Here is a 16,477-nt window from a genome sequence, read left to right as displayed (position 1 = left end):
GGTTAAGGGAGCGGTAATGCGATCCGGATAATTTGAGGCAACTCTCGGGGCGCGTGTATAGCCCCGCTGTATTGCGTATTAAGGAGTTGTATGTGTTTGCAAAATCGCGTCTATTTTTTACTCTCGGTCTGTTCGTCGCGTCCACCGGCGCTGCTTCGGCCGGAGACGGCCAGTACTTCTGGTCGGGTAACTGGTACCTAAGCGTCGGTGCGGCCGGTTTCTCGGCGCCCAAGTTCGAAGGTAGCAAGCACAACAAATTGCAATGGTCGCCGCTGATCTCTGTCGGCAAGCAGGGGCCGGGACCACGCTTCTCCTCGCGCAACGACAATCCGTCCTTTGCCTTGATCGAGAGCGACGCCTTCCGCGCCGGTATCGTCGGCAAGTTCGTGCCGAGCCGCGACAGCAGCGATGGTCACGAGCTGAGGGGCCTCAAGAAGGTAAAGTGGGGCCTTGAGGCCGGCGGCTTTGCCGAGGTGTATCCGACCGACTGGCTGCGCGCCCGCGTTGAAGTCCGCCAGGGCATTCGTGCCCATAGTGGCATCGTTGCCGATGCCGCCGTCGACGCCTTCACCGACATCACACCGGAACTGCGCCTGTCCGGTGGCCCGCGCATGACGCTCGCCTCCAACGACTATTTCAACACCTATTACGGCGTCGATGCACGGACGGCGGCGGCATCCGGCCTCAGCCGCTACAATCCGGGCGGCGGTGTGAAATCCGTCGGTGCCGGCGGCGCATTGACGTGGAAGCCGTCCGAGAACTGGACCACCAGCACTTTCCTGGAATATACGCGTCTTACCGGCCCGGCGGGTGACAGCAGCCTTGTGCGCGAGCGTGGCGATCGCAATCAGTTACTGATCGGCGTCTCCGCCAGCTACAAGTTCAACTTCACGATGAACTGAGAAAAGCGCGGGGCTATGGCCCCACCGCTTGACCGCGGGCGCCCGATATCACTACTACTCGCCTATGCAAAAGACAGGCGACATCAACGGGCGCGTCGCGGACGCGCCGTCCGGCAACTGGGTTTACCGAATCCTGCCTCCGACGCTTTGGCCCTATGCGCAGCTTGCGCGCTGGGACAGGCCGATCGGCTGGGAGCTTTTGATGTGGCCGTGCTTCTGGTCGACGGCACTTGCCGCCAATGCCGCCGCCGCAATGGGTCAGTCGCCAGGATTTTTGTTGATCTACCACCTCATTCTCTATTTCATCGGCGCGGTCGCCATGCGCGGCGCCGGCTGCACCTATAATGATCTGGTCGATCACAAGATCGACATGGAAGTGGCCCGCACGCGCTCGCGCCCGCTGCCTTCCGGCCGGGTGACGCGCCTCCAGGCCAAGGTTTTCATAGCGCTACAGGCTTTGATCGGGCTGCTGGTGCTTCTGCAGTTCAACTGGTTCGCCGTCATTCTCGGCATTCTGTCGCTCGCCATCGTCGCGCTCTATCCCTTCGCCAAGCGTTTCACCGACTGGCCGCAGTTTTTCTTAGGCCTTGCCTTTTCCTGGGGTGCGCTGATGGGCTGGGCCGGGCTGTTCGGCAGTCTGTCGCTTGCGCCCATCCTGCTCTATGCCGCCGCCATCCTTTGGACGATTGGCTACGATACGCTCTATGCCCATCAGGACAAGGAGGATGACGAGCTGATCGGCGTCCGCTCCACCGCCCGGCTCTTCGGCGATCAGACCCGCCTCTGGCTGGTCGGCCTCTATGGCGCGGCACTTGTGCTGATGCTGCTATCCTTCGCGCTGGCGGGGGCGGGATGGCTCTCTTATGTCGGCCTTCTCGTCGCTGGCGGCATGTTTGCCTATCAGATCGCCGTGCTCGACATCAACGATGGGGCGCAGTGCCATGCGCTGTTCAAATCCAACGGCAAGGTCGGCCTCATCATCTTCGCCGGTCTCTTTTTGTCGTTCCTGCTTCTTGTTGCCTAGCAGGAATCACAAAACCCGGCACCTGTGGGTACCGAGTTTTGATCCAATCAATATCGATTAGTTTTTCAGCGCCGCGCGATGATCTCGCGGCCTTCGATCTTCATCTTGAGGCCGAGCGAACCGGTCGAGCGGCGCACGAGGAAGCGCGGGCGGCGCTCGGCGAAATAGGAATGGCGGCGGCGCGGTTGGGTATCGCGGGCAGCGACCCCGCCCAGATGCTCTTCCAGCGGCCGGGCGACGCCATCGGCTTCGATCATCAGCATCGGGATGCGGAAGGCTTCCGACCACGAGCGCCAGTCGGCGGCGATGTCGCTGAGGTCGTGGGCAACCAGGAGCGGGATGCAGAGATCCGGATCAGAGTGATGCAGTTCCAATGTTACGGTAACTTCGCCGTCGCCATGGTCGATGGCGCGGGCGGCAACGCCCATGAAAGCGCGTTTCGGCAGAGCGACGGACAACGGCAGGCCGCTGGACGGCAGGATCTTGCGCAGCACCGCGCCGCGCTCGTCGATCGTGATGGTGACGTCACCCTCGGCACCCCGCATGGCGTAGCTGACCTGTTGCGGGAAGCGCGCCGGATCAAGCCGCAGTGTGTTTCCAGCCCAATCGGGCTTCAGGACGGTATTTGTCATCTAATCTCTACCCTTGCTTTACCTGAGAGCCGGTTTTCCGGTCTTCTTACGGAGAACGTCATGTCCTCTCGTTGGGTTCAGATTAGGCGGCGTCCCTTCCAGACAGCTTAAAAATTGCGGTTAAGAAAACTTTGCGTCCTCAAATGGTTAGCAAAACCGAATCGATCAGGGTTTCCATAAAGTGAATGCACGGCGCAAGCGGCCCGTACCGATCCGGCACACGCAATAGATGAAGTATTGTAAGTCTCGGGTAAGGTTTATCTGCAATAATGTGGAGAGATTCGCTGGCTTATATTAGAGAATTATTGAGGTCGCGCTGATGATATCCACCTATCTTGGTTACACGGTCGCGACCAGAAGTATGGCGACGACGCTCAATCAGGTAGCGTCCCAGTCGCAGAACAAGCGTCAGATCGACTACTACAATGCCAATATTGGCAAGGTAACCAATGTCGATGACTTCATGGGTGACTATCAGCTCTATAGCTATGCGATGGAAGCCTACGGCCTGTCGGACATGACCTATGCCAAGGCCTTTATGAAACAGGTGCTGACCAGCGACCTCAGCGATTCCACCAGTTTTGCCAATAAGCTGACCGATCCGCGCTACAAGGAATTCGCCGCCGCGTTCAATTTTGGCACGGGCAGCTCTTCGACGGCGCAATCCAGCACCCAGGAAGACGATCTGATCGGCCTTTACAATCAGTCCTTTACGACTGAGGCGACGAATGCGCAGACCGAAACGACCTATTTCAGCCAGAATATCAGCAGCGTTAAGACCGTCGACGACCTCCTGGGCAACAGCCGCCTCAAAAATTACGTGCTGCAGGCCTATGGCCTCGATCCGACCTATACATCGAATTCATTCCTGAAGCAGATGCTGACGAGCGATCTCAGCGATCCCGACAGCTTCGTCAATCAGAACGGCAGTGCCGCCGACAAGGCGATCGTCGCGGAATTCAATTTCAACGCCGACGGAACGGTGAAGACGTCGACGGCTGACGCCGATACGACCTACTACGAAGACCACATCAGCGCGATCACCTCCGTCAGCCAGCTCACGGCCGATCCCAAGCTGTTCGACTATGTCAAAACCGCCTTCGACATTCCGGCCTATATCACCGCGACCCAATTTAACGCCGCAGCCAAGGACACCGGTGTTGCTGCGGCGAAGGGATTGACCGATGTCATGGCGCAATTCAATTTCCAGAGCGACGGCACCGTCGCGAGTGGCTCGCAAGCACAGACGTCGGATCAGATAAGCACCACGACGGGCGCCTATGCGACGAATTACAAGGGCGGTCCGCAGACGCTCGGCCAGACGGCCGATGTCATGAGCGCTTACAATTCCGCGGTTCCTTCGTACACAACCGATGTCGGTGCCGCCGACAACGACCTCTACTACAAGGAACATATCGGCTCCATCACCACGGTCGACGAACTGACGTCGGATACTCGCCTGTTCGACTATATCAAGACGGCCTATGGGATCGACGCGGATACGCCTGCGGTCGTGCTCAAGAATGCTTTTTCGAGTTCTTCGACCGCAGCCATCTTCGGTCTCACCGATGTCGTCTCGCAGTTCAATTTCCAGTCGGACGGCACCCTTGCCTCGGGTGACACGGCGCAATCCCAGACGGCGATCGATGCCGCGTCGACGGCCTATATGAAGAACTACCAGACCTCGCAGACGTCCTTGACCACCAAAGCCGTCAGCAACTACCAGACACGCATCGCCGCCGTGAAGACCATTGACGATTTCTTCGCCACAAATGCCACGGCCGATAGCGATACCAGCAACGACAGTCTTCCCGAACTCTACCAGATGGCGATGCGCGCTTATGGCATCAGCCCGGACGAGATGACGAAGACGCAGATGAAGAAGATCCTCGAAAGTGATCCCTACGATCCGAAGAGCTATGTCAATTCGCTCAAGGACACGCGCTTCACCAATCTCGCCAAGGCTTTCAACTTCGACAGCGACGGCAAACTGAAACCGCCGGTCCAGGCCTTGTCGCAGACGCAGATCAACAGCTATGTCTCGGAATATTCCAGCCGTAGCAAGATCGGCCTCACGGGCGCCGAGCTGACCAAGGCCATCAGCGACGCCAAGGATGCCGGCACCTATTTCGCGACCAATATCGTCAAGGTCACCAGCGTCACCGATCTTCTCGCCGACAGCAAGCTCACCGACTACATTCTGAAGGCCAACGGCATCGATCCGAAGACGGTCAACACCGCGACGCTGAAAAAGGCTTTCGCCTCCGATCCGAGCGATTCGAAGAGCTTCATCAACACGGATGACGGCGCGCAGTTCAAGAGCATCGTCAATGCCTTCAATTTCGACACGGACGGTAATCTGACCAACACGAAATTGGGGACGGCGCAAAATCAGGGCACGATTGCCGATACGAACGACCTCTTCCTGCATCAGACCCTTGAGGACCAGGAGGGAGACACCAATGCGGGCGTGCGCTTGGCGCTCTATTTCCAGCGCAAGGCTCCGGATATCAGCTCCATCTACGATATCATGGGCGACACCGCCCTCTATCAGGTCATCACCACGACCTACAGCCTGCCGAGCTCGATGTCCTCGATGGATGTCGATACCCAGGCCAAGCTGCTTGCCAAATTCGTCGATGTCAGCGATCTGCAGGATCCGACCAAGGTCAACAAGCTCCTGCAGCGATTCTCGGCGATGTACGATCTGGCGAACAACACCACCTCGTCGACATCACCCGCGCTTTCGATCCTGACGAGTTCCTCTTCAAGCGTCGGCATCAGTGCCGATACGCTGCTGTCGATCGCACAGCTTTCCTCCGCCAAGTGATCAATCTCACAAAGGGTCATCGTCGATTCGCGTCGCCTTCCCGCGCGACGTGAAGCCGATCGGCGTGCCTGTTGCCGCCGTGCCGCTATGGGGCGCTCCCTTGGGCCGGGGATGCGGAATAAGTGCATTCTACGACGATCAGAAGGAACTTATTAACCGTCTTTGCCCTATTCGATTTGAGAAGCCATCGGCAATATCAATGACTGGGTTGCAGGTCTCATGCGTCTTTCCCGAACGAACATTTCGAATGCTGCAAATGGCTCCCAGCCTGAAGGCGAGCTTGACCCGGAACAGGTCGCGGAAGAAGCCCGCCGTGCCGAGCAGATCGCTGCCCGCCGCGCATTCCTGGAAGAAAAAATCCGCACCGTCCGCGAAGCCAAGCGTCAGGCCGAAGAGCGCCGCCACGCCGAAGAGCGGCGGGTTGCCGAAGAGGCACGCTTGCGAATCGCAGCCGCGCCAAAGCCGGTCGTGGAGGCTCTGCAGGCGAGCACTGTGGCGGCTAACGGCCCGATCATGCCCGTCACGCCGCAAGGCATCTCGGCCGAGGAGCTTGCCTCGCCCGGCTGGCAGAACGCCTTTCTGATGGGGCCGAATGTCCGCTTTACCCGAACGCGGGAGAACGAGATCGTCAGCCGGCGCGCGCCAGCGGAGCCCGTGCCTGTCCCCATGCCGCCGGCCGCGATCCATGCCGCGATGCGGGTCATGGAACCGCCGGTGGTTGAATCACCGGCGCCTGTTGTCGCTCGCCCGGCGGGACCGTCGGTCGAATTCGATCTGCCGCCATGGGAGGGCGCGCCGTTTGCGGCTGAAGCCTACCAGCCCACCGTAATTCAGAACTCTCCGGCGACTGCGCCGGACGCATTGGAGATGACTGTCATCGCTACCGCATTTTATAAGGCTCCCGCGACCGCGCTGGATGCTTCTCCGTCATTGCCGAAAATTGCAGAATTCGTTGCCGCGCCTGTCGTCGAGTCGCGGCTCGCCCATCTCTCCGATTTCGCCTTCTGGGACGCCATGCCCTTCGAGGGGGAATTCGTGTCCGCCATCAAGGGGACGCTGGCCCAGCCGGCGCTTGTTCCCGAGATCCAGGCCGAGGTCGAATCGATCGTCGCGAAATTCCGCGTCGTCGAGTGCCGTCGTCCGTCGTTGGTTGTTGAAGCGCCGCAGGAGGCTATGGTCTCACCGGTTGCGGCCGCCGTTGCTCCGATCGAATGCCAGCCAATCCCGGTCGGCACCTCCGTCATGGACGAACTTGCCGCGCTGGAGGCCATCGCCCTGGCGCCTGTCATGCCGGCAGTAACCGTAGCGGTCGCTCCAGTTGTCGTGAAACCGGAAACGATCGAGCCCGCCGCCTTTGTGCCGCCCGCTTTCGTCACAGCCGTCTTCGCCAACGAGCCCGAGATCGTTGCCGCACCGCAGGTCGCTTCAGTCCCGAGTAAGCCGGCTCCGGTCATGGTCGTCGCTCCGATGCCGGTCAAGGCATCGGTGCCGCCTGTCGTGGCCCCTGTTGTCGAAGCAGCGCCGGTCATTCCCGCCGTCGAGGCCGCCAAGCAGCGCCTGATCGATCCGCCGCCGTCGCAGATCACGCCGCGCAGGCCGAATGCCATGACCCCGCCGGAATGGCGGCCGATCGCCCGCAGCGGCGAAGGCGAATACGAACTGCCGCCACGCGAGCTGCTGCAGGAGCCGGTCGCCAGACCCGGCGTGATCATGACGCAGGAGACGCTGGAGCAGAATGCCGGCCTGCTGGAAAGCGTGCTCGAGGACTTCGGCGTCAAGGGTGAGATCATCCATGTCCGTCCCGGCCCGGTGGTCACCCTTTACGAATTCGAGCCGGCTCCCGGCGTCAAATCCTCGCGCGTCATCAATCTCGCCGACGATATCGCCCGCTCCATGTCGGCGCTCTCCGCCCGCGTCGCCGTCGTTCCCGGCCGCAACGTCATCGGCATCGAACTGCCGAACGTCATTCGCGAGACCGTCTATTTCCGCGAGATGATCGAATCCGCCGATTTCGAGAAGAGCGGCTACAAGCTGGCGCTCGGCCTTGGCAAGACCATTGGCGGCGAACCTGTTATCGCTGAGCTCGCCAAGATGCCGCATCTGCTGGTCGCCGGCACCACCGGCTCGGGCAAGTCCGTCGCCATCAACACGATGATCCTGTCGCTGCTCTACCGCATGACGCCGGAACAGTGCCGCCTGATCATGGTCGATCCGAAGATGCTCGAACTCTCTGTCTATGACGGCATCCCGCATCTGCTGACCCCGGTCGTCACCGATCCCAAGAAGGCCGTGATGGCGCTGAAATGGGCCGTGCGCGAGATGGAGGACCGCTATCGCAAGATGTCGCGCCTCGGCGTGCGCAATATCGACGGCTACAACAGCCGCGTCGCCCTGGCCCGCGAAAAAGGCGAGACGATCCACGTCATGGTCCAGACCGGTTTTGACAAGGGCACCGGCGCTCCGATCGAGGAGAGCCAGGAAATGGACCTGACGCCGATGCCCTATATCGTCGTCATCGTCGACGAAATGGCCGACTTGATGATGGTCGCCGGCAAGGAGATCGAAGGCGCGATCCAGCGTCTGGCGCAGATGGCGCGCGCCGCCGGTATTCACCTGATCATGGCAACGCAGCGTCCCTCCGTCGATGTCATCACCGGCACGATCAAGGCGAACTTCCCGACGCGCATTTCCTTCCAGGTGACGTCGAAGATCGACAGCCGTACTATTCTGGGTGAACAGGGTGCCGAACAGCTCCTCGGCCAGGGCGACATGCTGCATATGGCCGGCGGCGGCCGCATCTCCCGTGTCCACGGTCCCTTCGTTTCGGATGAAGAAGTCGAAAAGGTCGTCGCACACCTGAAGACCCAGGGCCGTCCGGAGTATCTCGACACGGTCACGGCCGACGAGGATGAGGAAGAAGACGAAGAGGATACCGCAGTCTTCGACAAGGGCGCGATCGCCTCTGAAGACGGCGACGATCTCTACGAACAGGCCATCAAGGTCGTCATGCGCGACAAGAAGTGCTCCACCTCCTACATCCAGCGCCGCCTCGGCATCGGCTACAACCGCGCCGCCTCGCTCGTCGAACGCATGGAAAAGGATGGCCTCGTCGGTCCGGCCAACCATGTCGGCAAGCGCGAGATTATCTCGGGAAACCGGAACGGTGGCGGGCAGGCATCGCAGCCGAGCAATGAGGATTATGATTGATGAAATACCTTCTCCCCATCGGGGAGAAGGTGCCCGACAGGGCGGATGAGGGGGCTCGAAGCAAAGCTTCGAGCGTCGCGAGCGGCATCCTTACGGTGCAACGTCCCCTCAACCTGCGCTACGCGCGTCCTTCTCCCCGCTGGGGAGAAGGTGTTTAAACCTTCAAAACCTTCCCCGGGTTCATAATTCCTGCCGGATCGAACGCCGTCTTGATGCGGCGCATCAGGTCCATCTCGATGTCGGAGCGGATCGAGGCCAGCTCATCGCGCTTCAATTGTCCGATGCCGTGCTCTGCGGAGATCGAGCCACCGTATTTCAGCACTAGGCCGTGCACGATCTTGTTCATGTCGTGCCAACGGCCGATGAAGTCTTCCTTGTCGGCGCCGACGGGCTGGGAGATGTTGTAGTGGATATTGCCGTCGCCCATATGGCCGAAGGCGCAGATGCGGGCGCCGGGCAGGGCGGCCATCACGGCCGTCTCCGCCTCGGCCATGAACTGCGGCACCTGCGCCACCGGAACAGAAACGTCGTGCTTGATCGAGCCGCCCTCGGGCTTCTGCGCATCCGACATGCTTTCGCGCATGTGCCACAGTGCCTTCTGCTGCGCCTCGGAGCTGCCGATGGTCGCGTCCTGGATCAGGCCCGCCTCATAACCCTCTTCCAGAAGTGTCGTCATCATCCGCTCGGCGGTCTCGGCCGAATCCGAAGTTGAGACGTCGATCAGCACATACCAGGGATGCGCCGTTTCCAGCGGATCGCGCACGCCGGGAATGTTGCGCACGGTGAATTCGACGCCGATGCGCGGCATCAGTTCGAATCCGGTCAGCGCCGTGCCGCAAAGCCCGGACGCGTTCTTGAACAAGGTCAGCGCATCGTCGACCGACTGGATGCCGGCTAAGGCTACCTGATGGCCGAGCGGCTGTGGGAAAAGCTTCAGCACCGCGCCGGTGATGACGCCAAGCGTGCCTTCGGCGCCGATGAAGAGATCGCGCAGGTCATAGCCGGTATTGTCCTTCTTCAGGCGCCGCAGCCCGTTCCAGATCTCGCCGGTGGGCAGCACGACTTCAAGGCCGAGGCAAAGCTGGCGCATGTTGCCATAGGCGAGAACGGCGGTGCCGCCCGCATTGGTGGAGAGGTTTCCGGCGATGCGGCACGAGCCTTCCGAGCCGAGCGATAGCGGAAACATGCGGCCATGCTCCGCGGCTGCCTTGTGCACGTCGGCGAGGATGCAGCCGCCATCGACGACCATGGTGTTGCCGACCGGATCGACATCGCGGATGCGGTTCATCCGTTCCAGCGACAGGATGATGTCGGAGCCACCCTCGCGTGGCGTCTGGCCGCCGACAAGGCCGGTATTGCCGGTCTGCGGCACGATTGCCGTGCCGGTCTCGCTGGCAAGCTTCAGGATGGCCGAAACCTCCTCCACGGAGCCCGGCTTCAAGAGCAGCGGCGATGCGCCATGATAGAGCCCGCGGTTTTCGATCAGATGCGGGGCGATATCCGCCGCCTCCCGCAGCACGTGCTTTTCGCCGACGATGGCGGCAAAGCGATCGAGAAGGGCGGAGGAGGGGGGGGCGCTGCTCATGGCGTATCCTTTGCCGAATTGCGTGTGGTCGGATTTACTCTCTTGGCGCGGCTGCGCGTTGCAGCCGGTCGTTGATGGCCTCGCCGAGGCCCTCGTCGGGAATGCTGGAAAAGGCGATGGTCGCAGCACCGCTGGCATCGGCGCGCTTCATGAAGTCGAAGAGATTGGCGGCGGCCTCAGCGAGGTCGCCGGACGGGCTGAGGTCGAGCACGACCGCTGCCCTCTCGATGCCGGCAATATCGGGCCTGCCGAAGCGGATCAACGCTTCGCCGGCGGAAACAGAGGTCGCATCGAGCCGCACGGCGGCACCCGGCGCATAATGTGAGGCGAGCATCCCCGGCGCTTCGATGGCCGCCGACGCGCCGTTCTTGCGCTTCAGCGATTGGCCCGCGACCTGCTCGATCTCGTCTGCCGCGAGCCCGCCCGGCCTCAGCAAGCGCATCTCGCCGCTCTCCACCTTGACGATGGTCGACTCGACGCCGACGACGGAGGCGCCGGCATCGAGGATCAGCGAAATCCGCTCGCCGAGATCGTCTTGGACATGATCGGCGCTGGTGGCGCTGATCTTGCCGGAGGTATTGGCGCTGGGGGCAGCAAGCGGCCGGCCGAAGGCGCGGATCAGTTCACCGGCAAAGCCTTGCGGCACGCGGATACCGACCGTATCGAGCCCGGCGGTCGCCAGCGGATGAATGTCGCTTTCCGGGCGCAGTGGCAGCACCAGCGTCAGCGGCCCCGGCCAGAAGGCTTCCGCCAGCTTTCGCGAAACAGGGTCAAAGATCGCATAGCGCTCGGCCATGGCGAGGTCGCTCATGTGGCAGATCAGCGGATTGAAGCGCGGCCGACCCTTGGTCTCGTAGATACGGGTGATGGCGGCGGGATTGGTGGCGTCGGCGGCAAGCCCGTAGACCGTCTCGGTCGGCAGCCCGATCGGCAGACCTTCGGCGAGAGTTGCCGTTGCCGCCGCTATTGCCGCCTCGGGGTGCTGGAGAATGTCTATATGTCGCGCCATGGCCTGACCGGTTGCCGTTCAGGCCGTTCTTATGCTTTTCGAGTTTAGGGATCAATGATCAAAGCTGGCGAATAATGTCGCGAAGCTGTTCGTTGCGCGCGCCGAGCAACAGCACATTGCGGATGGCGATCTGCGGATCATGAGTGTGGAAAAGCACGCCGTTGCCGCGCACCTCGCGATTGATCGTCAGCTTCTTCTTCGAAGCGTCCTCATCCGGCCTTATGGCGACGGCGAAATACATCCGCGAATATTTCAGGCTGATGTCTTCGAAGAAGGCGTCATTCTGGCCGAGGCGGGCAAAGAAATTGGCGATGTAGAAGGCCCAGCTCACCTCCTCATATTGCGCGAATTGCGTCCGCGCCGCGGTGACATGGCAATAGCCGAGATGTGGCGTGTCCCTGAGCGTGTGATGGAAGATCAGTTTCGGAAAGCGGATCGACTGGTGAAAACTGTTGAGCCGGCCATGGGTCGTCTCGCCGGCGTTTCTGAGCTTGATTGCCGTGCGTTCGGCTACTTCCTCGAATGTGAGGTAACGTCGCTCCTCGGCGAGCCAATGCGTCTTGTCGCGATTGATGCGGCCGGTGCGCAGGAATTCCGTATATCCGGGCACCGGCAGCGTCGGCTCCGGGTCGGCGGTTTTCTTGGCATCGAAATATCTGAGCTTTGCCATGCCGGCTCGCCATGGAGGTCTGGATGCTGAATGATAGATCGCCTAGCTTGAGCCGGGCTGAAGCGCATGCTTTTGCAAGGGGATTGCTGAAGAGGGAGAGAACCATGCCCGGCATTACCGATCTGAAGCTGCTGCTTGCCGGCATGAAGCCTGATCTCGTCGAGGGCGAATTCGTCTATTGCAGCGTGCCGGTCTCGTCGCTGGCGGATTATGTCCATATGAATCCGGTTGGACTGTTTCAGGAAAAGGAAGGCGTGACGCTGATCCTGCCGGTCGAGGCGGCCCGGCAAGCAGGGCTCCCTACCGAGCCGGCGATGCGGATGATTACCCTCGAAATCCACTCCTCGCTGGAGGCTGTGGGTCTCACGGCCGCCTTTGCGACGGCGCTGGGAAACGAGGAGATCAGCGCCAATGTCGTCGCCGGCTATTACCATGATCATATCTTCGTGCCAGCGGCCGATGCCGGGCGGGCAATGGCGGCACTACGGGCTCTCTCTGCGGCGCAATATCCGCCTTGAAGCCCGCCCGCTCATGGCTCTGTCGCAATTAAGACAAAGCGCCATCGGCGTAGAGTAGCGGGCGTGGGAAACGATACTCTTGGCGGGAGCATAACGATTTGAATTGTCTTTCGATATTTCGACTGCACAAACTTTCCAAAAGTCTTCTTTGGTCTGTCGTCAATTTCGAAGCCGATGTCGCATTGCAGCAGAGCGGCGGGCGGGGCGAGGATTATGATGACCTCAATCTCAAGGTGCCGCCTGCTAGGGAGGCGGAGAATTGGGAAGCCGGTCAAAATCCGGCGCTGCCCCCGCAACGGTGGTGGAGTAAGGCATGGCGGATAAAGCCACTGGGCTGAGATAGCCTGGGAAGGTGCCATGGGGTCCTTTAGGGGACCGCTCCAGAGCCCGGAAACCAGCCTTGGGGAGATTGATTTACTGACCGCGGCGGGCGGTCGGGACATTGCGTTGCGGTCGGTTACGGCCGATCGTGCATGTCCTCTGCCTGCTGACCGCTACTGCGCAAGGATAGGCAAATGGACATCAGCAGCAATGTTTTGCGGCAATTGAAGAACCGCCGCGAGGGCTTCAGCCTGGAGCAGCCCTTCTACACCGACCCGGATTATTTCAAGCTCGATATGGAGACGATCTATTATCGCGACTGGCTGTTCATCGGCCATGATTGCGAAGTGCCGCGTGCTGGCAACTATTTCACCGTCCAGATCGGCGATTATCCCGTCGTTATCGTTCGCGGCCGCGATCAGGTGATCCGCGCCTTCCACAATAGCTGTCGCCATCGCGGCTCGCGTGTTTGTTCCTCCGAGCGCGGTTCTTCGGCAAAGCTCGTCTGCCCCTATCACCAGTGGACCTATGAGCTTGACGGCTCGCTGCTCTTTGCCCGTCAGATGGCGGAGGATTTCGACAAGAGCCAGTTCTCGCTGAAGCCGGTTCATTGCGAAAGCGTCGGCGGCTATATCTTCATCTGCCTCGCGCAGAATGCCCCGGACTTCGCCCCCGTCCGCGCCACGATCGAGCCTTACATGGCGCCGCATCGCATGAGCGAGGCCAAGATCGCCTTCCAGAGCACCATCATCGAAAAGGGCAACTGGAAGCTCGTCTGGGAAAACAACCGCGAGTGCTATCACTGCGCAGCCAATCATCCCGAACTTTGCCGCACCTTCCCGGAAGCGCCGACCGTCACCGGCGTGCAGGGCGCGATGAGCGATCCTGTCATCCTCGAGCACTGGGGTCGCTGCGAAGCCGCAGGCTTGCCGAGCGAGTTCAAGATCTCGCCGGACGGTCAGTTCCGCGCTGCCCGCATGCCGCTGATCGAAGGCGCCGAAAGCTACACAATGTCCGGCCAGAATGCCGTCAAGCGGCCGCTGTCCTCCGACGTGACGATCAACAACATCGGCACGATGCTGTTGTTCCACTACCCGACGACATGGAACCATCTTCTCGGCGACCATGCCATTTCCTTCCGCGTGCTGCCGATCAGTGCCGAGGAAACCGCCGTCACCACCAAGTGGCTGGTGCACAAGGATGCCGTCGAAGGCGTCGATTACGACCTCGAGGAACTGACCCACGTCTGGACGGAAACCAACGACCAGGACCGTCGTATCGTCGAGGAAAATGCCTTCGGCATCCGCTCGCCGGCCTATGAGCCCGGTCCCTATTCGGAAATCCATGAGGGCGGCGTCATGCAGTTCGTCGAATGGTACACCAATTTCATGATCAACCGGCTGCAGGGCGATCAGGCCAAGCTGTCGGCGGTTGCCTGAGCCATGAACATGACCGTCTCCCTCCGCCATCAGCACCTGGACCAGATGAAGCCCTGGAGCGACAGGCAGCATCTGCTCGAATGCCTCTCGGCAACGCCGGAAGCACCCGATGTGATGACCTTCACCTTCCGCTCCGACAAGGATAACTGGTTCCGCTATCTGCCGGGCCAGTTCGTCACCCTGGAGCTGCCGGCGGCTGCGGAGCCGGTCATGCGGACCTACACGCTGTCCTCGACCCCGTCGCGGCCTCTCTCGGTCGCCATTACGGTCAAGGCGCAGAAGGACAGCATCGGCACGCGCTGGATGTTCGAGAACCTGAAGCCCGGCATGCGCGTCAAGGCTTTCGGTCCGCTCGGCGACTTCAGCCATATCCGTCATCCCGGCGAGAAATATCTCTTCGTCTCCGCCGGCTCCGGCGTTACACCGATGATGGCGATGACGCGCTACATGGCCGACACCGCGCCGCTATCCGATATCACCTTCATCAATTGCTCGCGCAGCCCCGCCGACATCATCTTCCGCTCGGAGCTGGAATATCTGGCCCGTTTCATGCCGAACCTCGATCTCGGCTTCATCGTCGAGGGCTGCGGCCGCACCGATCTCTGGTCGGGGCTGAAAGGCCGGATCGACAAGGCGAAGATCGGGCTGCTGGCGCCCGATTTCATGGACCGCACGATCTTCTGCTGCGGTCCGGAAGTCTTCATGGATGCCGTCCGTTCCATGCTGGTAGCTCACGGCTTCGACATGACACGCTATCATCAGGAAAGCTTCCAGCCGGCGCAGGCAGCAACGCCGCTGGCAGAAGTCAGCGATGACGCCTCGACGGAAGCGGCGACCTCGATCAGCTTCACCATGGCCGGCAAGGATGTTCCCTGTGCTCCTGGCCAGACGATCCTGCAGGCCGCGCGCGGCGCCGGTGTGCGCATCGGTGCTGCCTGCGAATCGGGCCTCTGCGGCACATGCCGGGTGATGAAGCTCTCGGGTGAGGTCGAGATGAGCCACAATGGTGGTATTCTCGACGACGAGATCGAGGAAGGCTACATCCTGGCCTGCTGTTCGCGTCCGAAGACGGATGTGCAGATAGAGGCCTAGAGTCATTCCAGGAAAAGTGCGTAGCGGTTTTCCGTCCGGGATTGCGTCAAAAAAGGCTAGAGCGGTGAAGCGCTCTAGAAGTCCTGGTAGTTCAGCTCGTTGATCTCGACCGGTTTTGCTTGCTGGGTCGAGGCGGTGACGACCGGGTCCACCATCAGCGACACGAGTGTCTGTCGTGGTTCGACACAGCTTGGCGCCTTGGCGATCATCATGTCGGGCGCCGGCATCGGCTTGGCGGGCAGGAGATCGCCCTGCGGCCAGACCCTGGCAAGCTGTATCTTCGTCATCGGCACGACGTTGACGTCGATGTCCGTCAGTGTCCCCGGCACCCGGTAAGGGCAGCTCTTGTCCGAACAATTGTCGGACGAGGCGAACTGCCAGAGGGCATATGTGTCCCAGTTGCCGAGTGGGAAAGTGCCCCTCACGTCAGATTTATAACGCGCATACCATAGCGGCAGCCGCGCCAGGATCGGGTAGTCCTGGCGGTGGTCGGCGATGTATTGAGCGGTGTTGTGGTTGGTATAGAGGATCGGATAGCGCCCGGTCCTCACCTTGATATGGCCGACGAAGACTTGCGCGTCGGAGAGCGACATATATCGCAGGACGTCCAGGCCCTCGATATCGAGCACCATCAGCTCGTCCGGCTTCGGATCGGCGTAGTCGAGAAAGTGATTGGCCTGGTCGACCGGATTGCCGGGGCGCCCGAGATGATATGCCCCCCAGAGCAGTCCGTTCATTTTCGCCAGCATCCGCCGCGTCTGATAGAGCTCGCGGCTGACCGCATATTTGCGCCACATCGTCTTGCAGTGCGCAAAGGTGTCGCCAGCATGGTCGCCGGTGCAGCTAAAACTCTCGGGCAGGCCGTCGGAAGCCTTGGAGATGAAGGCGGCGATACGCTTGTCCTGCAAAAGCTGCTCCCAATCGATGGTGTTCAGCTCATAGGCGTCGACGATGAGGGCGTTTTGCGGATTGGTCCAGAGTTGGCTTTCACCGGCCGCAAGCCTGGAGGCCAGTCCCAGCAGCGCCAGGACCATCAGGAGACTGCAAATCAGAGGGTGAGTCTGCGGGTATCCCTTCATGAAATAATGGTAAGGATAGCTGGTTAATCTTGGGTTAAGGATGAGATCGCTATAAAATTACAGTGGGCCTGCGCATAACACCTTAAATTGGTTCCGATTTAAGAGAAGGCTTATGCGCCGCTGCGTCGAATGGGATGATGTGACGCAGCCGGCAGTTCGAACCCTGTTT

General features: G+C 60.7%; 12 protein-coding genes and 1 riboswitch. Of the genes, 7 read left to right on the top strand and 5 right to left on the bottom strand.

What is annotated here, in order from left to right:
* Positions 1-128: 128 nt before the first annotated feature.
* Both AB6803_RS20605 and ubiA read left to right on the top strand, forming a co-directional pair.
* On the top strand, positions 129-902 hold the full coding sequence (locus tag AB6803_RS20605) for a MipA/OmpV family protein (protein ID WP_371110843.1): 774 nt from the start codon (positions 129-131) through the stop codon (positions 900-902).
* A gap of 64 nt (positions 903-966) precedes the next feature.
* Positions 967-1,926, top strand: coding sequence for a 4-hydroxybenzoate octaprenyltransferase (ubiA, locus tag AB6803_RS20600; RefSeq protein ID WP_371110638.1), 960 nt, complete (start codon positions 967-969; stop codon positions 1,924-1,926).
* Positions 1,927-1,991: 65 nt separating this feature from the next.
* Here the strand turns inward: ubiA and AB6803_RS20595 are convergent, their stop codons facing one another.
* A complete protein-coding gene (locus AB6803_RS20595; RefSeq protein WP_007703751.1) occupies positions 1,992-2,558 on the bottom strand; it encodes a DUF6101 family protein in 567 nt (188 codons plus the stop codon).
* 319 nt (positions 2,559-2,877) lie between these two features.
* Between AB6803_RS20595 and AB6803_RS20590 the strand changes: the two genes are divergently transcribed.
* Both AB6803_RS20590 and AB6803_RS20585 read left to right on the top strand, forming a co-directional pair.
* Complete coding sequence (locus AB6803_RS20590) at positions 2,878-5,388, top strand: DUF1217 domain-containing protein (protein WP_371110637.1); 2,511 nt, start codon at positions 2,878-2,880, stop codon at positions 5,386-5,388.
* Positions 5,389-5,607: 219 nt separating this feature from the next.
* Positions 5,608-8,595, top strand: coding sequence for a DNA translocase FtsK (locus AB6803_RS20585; protein WP_371110636.1), 2,988 nt, complete (start codon positions 5,608-5,610; stop codon positions 8,593-8,595).
* Positions 8,596-8,749: 154 nt separating this feature from the next.
* Here AB6803_RS20585 and AB6803_RS20580 read toward each other — a convergent pair whose 3' ends face one another.
* The 3 genes from AB6803_RS20580 to AB6803_RS20570 are packed head-to-tail and all read right to left on the bottom strand — an operon-like array spanning position 8,750 to position 11,859.
* On the bottom strand, positions 8,750-10,180 hold the full coding sequence (locus AB6803_RS20580; RefSeq protein ID WP_371110635.1) for an FAD-binding oxidoreductase: 1,431 nt from the start codon (positions 10,178-10,180) through the stop codon (positions 8,750-8,752).
* Positions 10,181-10,214: 34 nt separating this feature from the next.
* Positions 10,215-11,189, bottom strand: coding sequence for an L-threonylcarbamoyladenylate synthase (locus AB6803_RS20575; RefSeq protein ID WP_371110634.1), 975 nt, complete (start codon positions 11,187-11,189; stop codon positions 10,215-10,217).
* Between the two features lie 58 nt (positions 11,190-11,247).
* Positions 11,248-11,859, bottom strand: a complete 612-nt coding sequence (locus AB6803_RS20570) for a DUF6656 family protein (RefSeq protein WP_371110633.1) — start codon at positions 11,857-11,859, stop codon at positions 11,248-11,250.
* Between the two features lie 104 nt (positions 11,860-11,963).
* Here AB6803_RS20570 and AB6803_RS20565 point away from each other — a divergent pair, with 104 nt between their 5' ends.
* The 3 genes from AB6803_RS20565 to AB6803_RS20555 all read left to right on the top strand — a co-directional run bounded on the left by AB6803_RS20565 (position 11,964) and on the right by AB6803_RS20555 (position 15,229).
* On the top strand, positions 11,964-12,377 hold the full coding sequence (locus tag AB6803_RS20565; RefSeq protein WP_371110632.1) for an ACT domain-containing protein: 414 nt from the start codon (positions 11,964-11,966) through the stop codon (positions 12,375-12,377).
* 214 nt (positions 12,378-12,591) lie between these two features.
* A riboswitch (cobalamin riboswitch) is annotated at positions 12,592-12,795 on the top strand.
* A 97-nt stretch (positions 12,796-12,892) separates the two neighbouring features.
* A complete protein-coding gene (locus AB6803_RS20560) occupies positions 12,893-14,137 on the top strand; it encodes an SRPBCC family protein (protein ID WP_371110631.1) in 1,245 nt (414 codons plus the stop codon).
* Positions 14,138-14,140: 3 nt separating this feature from the next.
* Positions 14,141-15,229, top strand: coding sequence for a 2Fe-2S iron-sulfur cluster-binding protein (locus AB6803_RS20555; protein WP_371110630.1), 1,089 nt, complete (start codon positions 14,141-14,143; stop codon positions 15,227-15,229).
* 74 nt (positions 15,230-15,303) lie between these two features.
* Here AB6803_RS20555 and AB6803_RS20550 read toward each other — a convergent pair whose 3' ends face one another.
* Positions 15,304-16,263, bottom strand: a complete 960-nt coding sequence (locus tag AB6803_RS20550) for a glycoside hydrolase family 25 protein (RefSeq protein WP_371110629.1) — start codon at positions 16,261-16,263, stop codon at positions 15,304-15,306.
* Positions 16,264-16,477 lie beyond the last annotated feature (214 nt).

It is taken from the genome of Rhizobium sp. RCC_161_2 (assembly GCF_041355235.1).
Lineage (GTDB): Bacteria > Pseudomonadota > Alphaproteobacteria > Rhizobiales > Rhizobiaceae > Rhizobium.
This window is presented reverse-complemented; position numbering and strand designations above follow the sequence as displayed.

Coding starts and splice junctions, on each gene's coding strand:
- AB6803_RS20555 (WP_371110630.1), top strand. CDS start 14,141: ATGAACATGACCGTCTCCCTCCGCCATCAGCACCTGGACCAGATGAAG.
- AB6803_RS20595 (WP_007703751.1), bottom strand. CDS start 2,558: ATGACAAATACCGTCCTGAAGCCCGATTGGGCTGGAAACACACTGCGG.
- AB6803_RS20580 (WP_371110635.1), bottom strand. CDS start 10,180: ATGAGCAGCGCCCCCCCCTCCTCCGCCCTTCTCGATCGCTTTGCCGCC.
- ubiA (WP_371110638.1), top strand. CDS start 967: ATGCAAAAGACAGGCGACATCAACGGGCGCGTCGCGGACGCGCCGTCC.
- AB6803_RS20575 (WP_371110634.1), bottom strand. CDS start 11,189: ATGGCGCGACATATAGACATTCTCCAGCACCCCGAGGCGGCAATAGCG.
- AB6803_RS20570 (WP_371110633.1), bottom strand. CDS start 11,859: ATGGCAAAGCTCAGATATTTCGATGCCAAGAAAACCGCCGACCCGGAG.
- AB6803_RS20550 (WP_371110629.1), bottom strand. CDS start 16,263: ATGGTCCTGGCGCTGCTGGGACTGGCCTCCAGGCTTGCGGCCGGTGAA.
- AB6803_RS20565 (WP_371110632.1), top strand. CDS start 11,964: ATGCCCGGCATTACCGATCTGAAGCTGCTGCTTGCCGGCATGAAGCCT.
- AB6803_RS20560 (WP_371110631.1), top strand. CDS start 12,893: ATGGACATCAGCAGCAATGTTTTGCGGCAATTGAAGAACCGCCGCGAG.
- AB6803_RS20590 (WP_371110637.1), top strand. CDS start 2,878: ATGATATCCACCTATCTTGGTTACACGGTCGCGACCAGAAGTATGGCG.
- AB6803_RS20585 (WP_371110636.1), top strand. CDS start 5,608: ATGCGTCTTTCCCGAACGAACATTTCGAATGCTGCAAATGGCTCCCAG.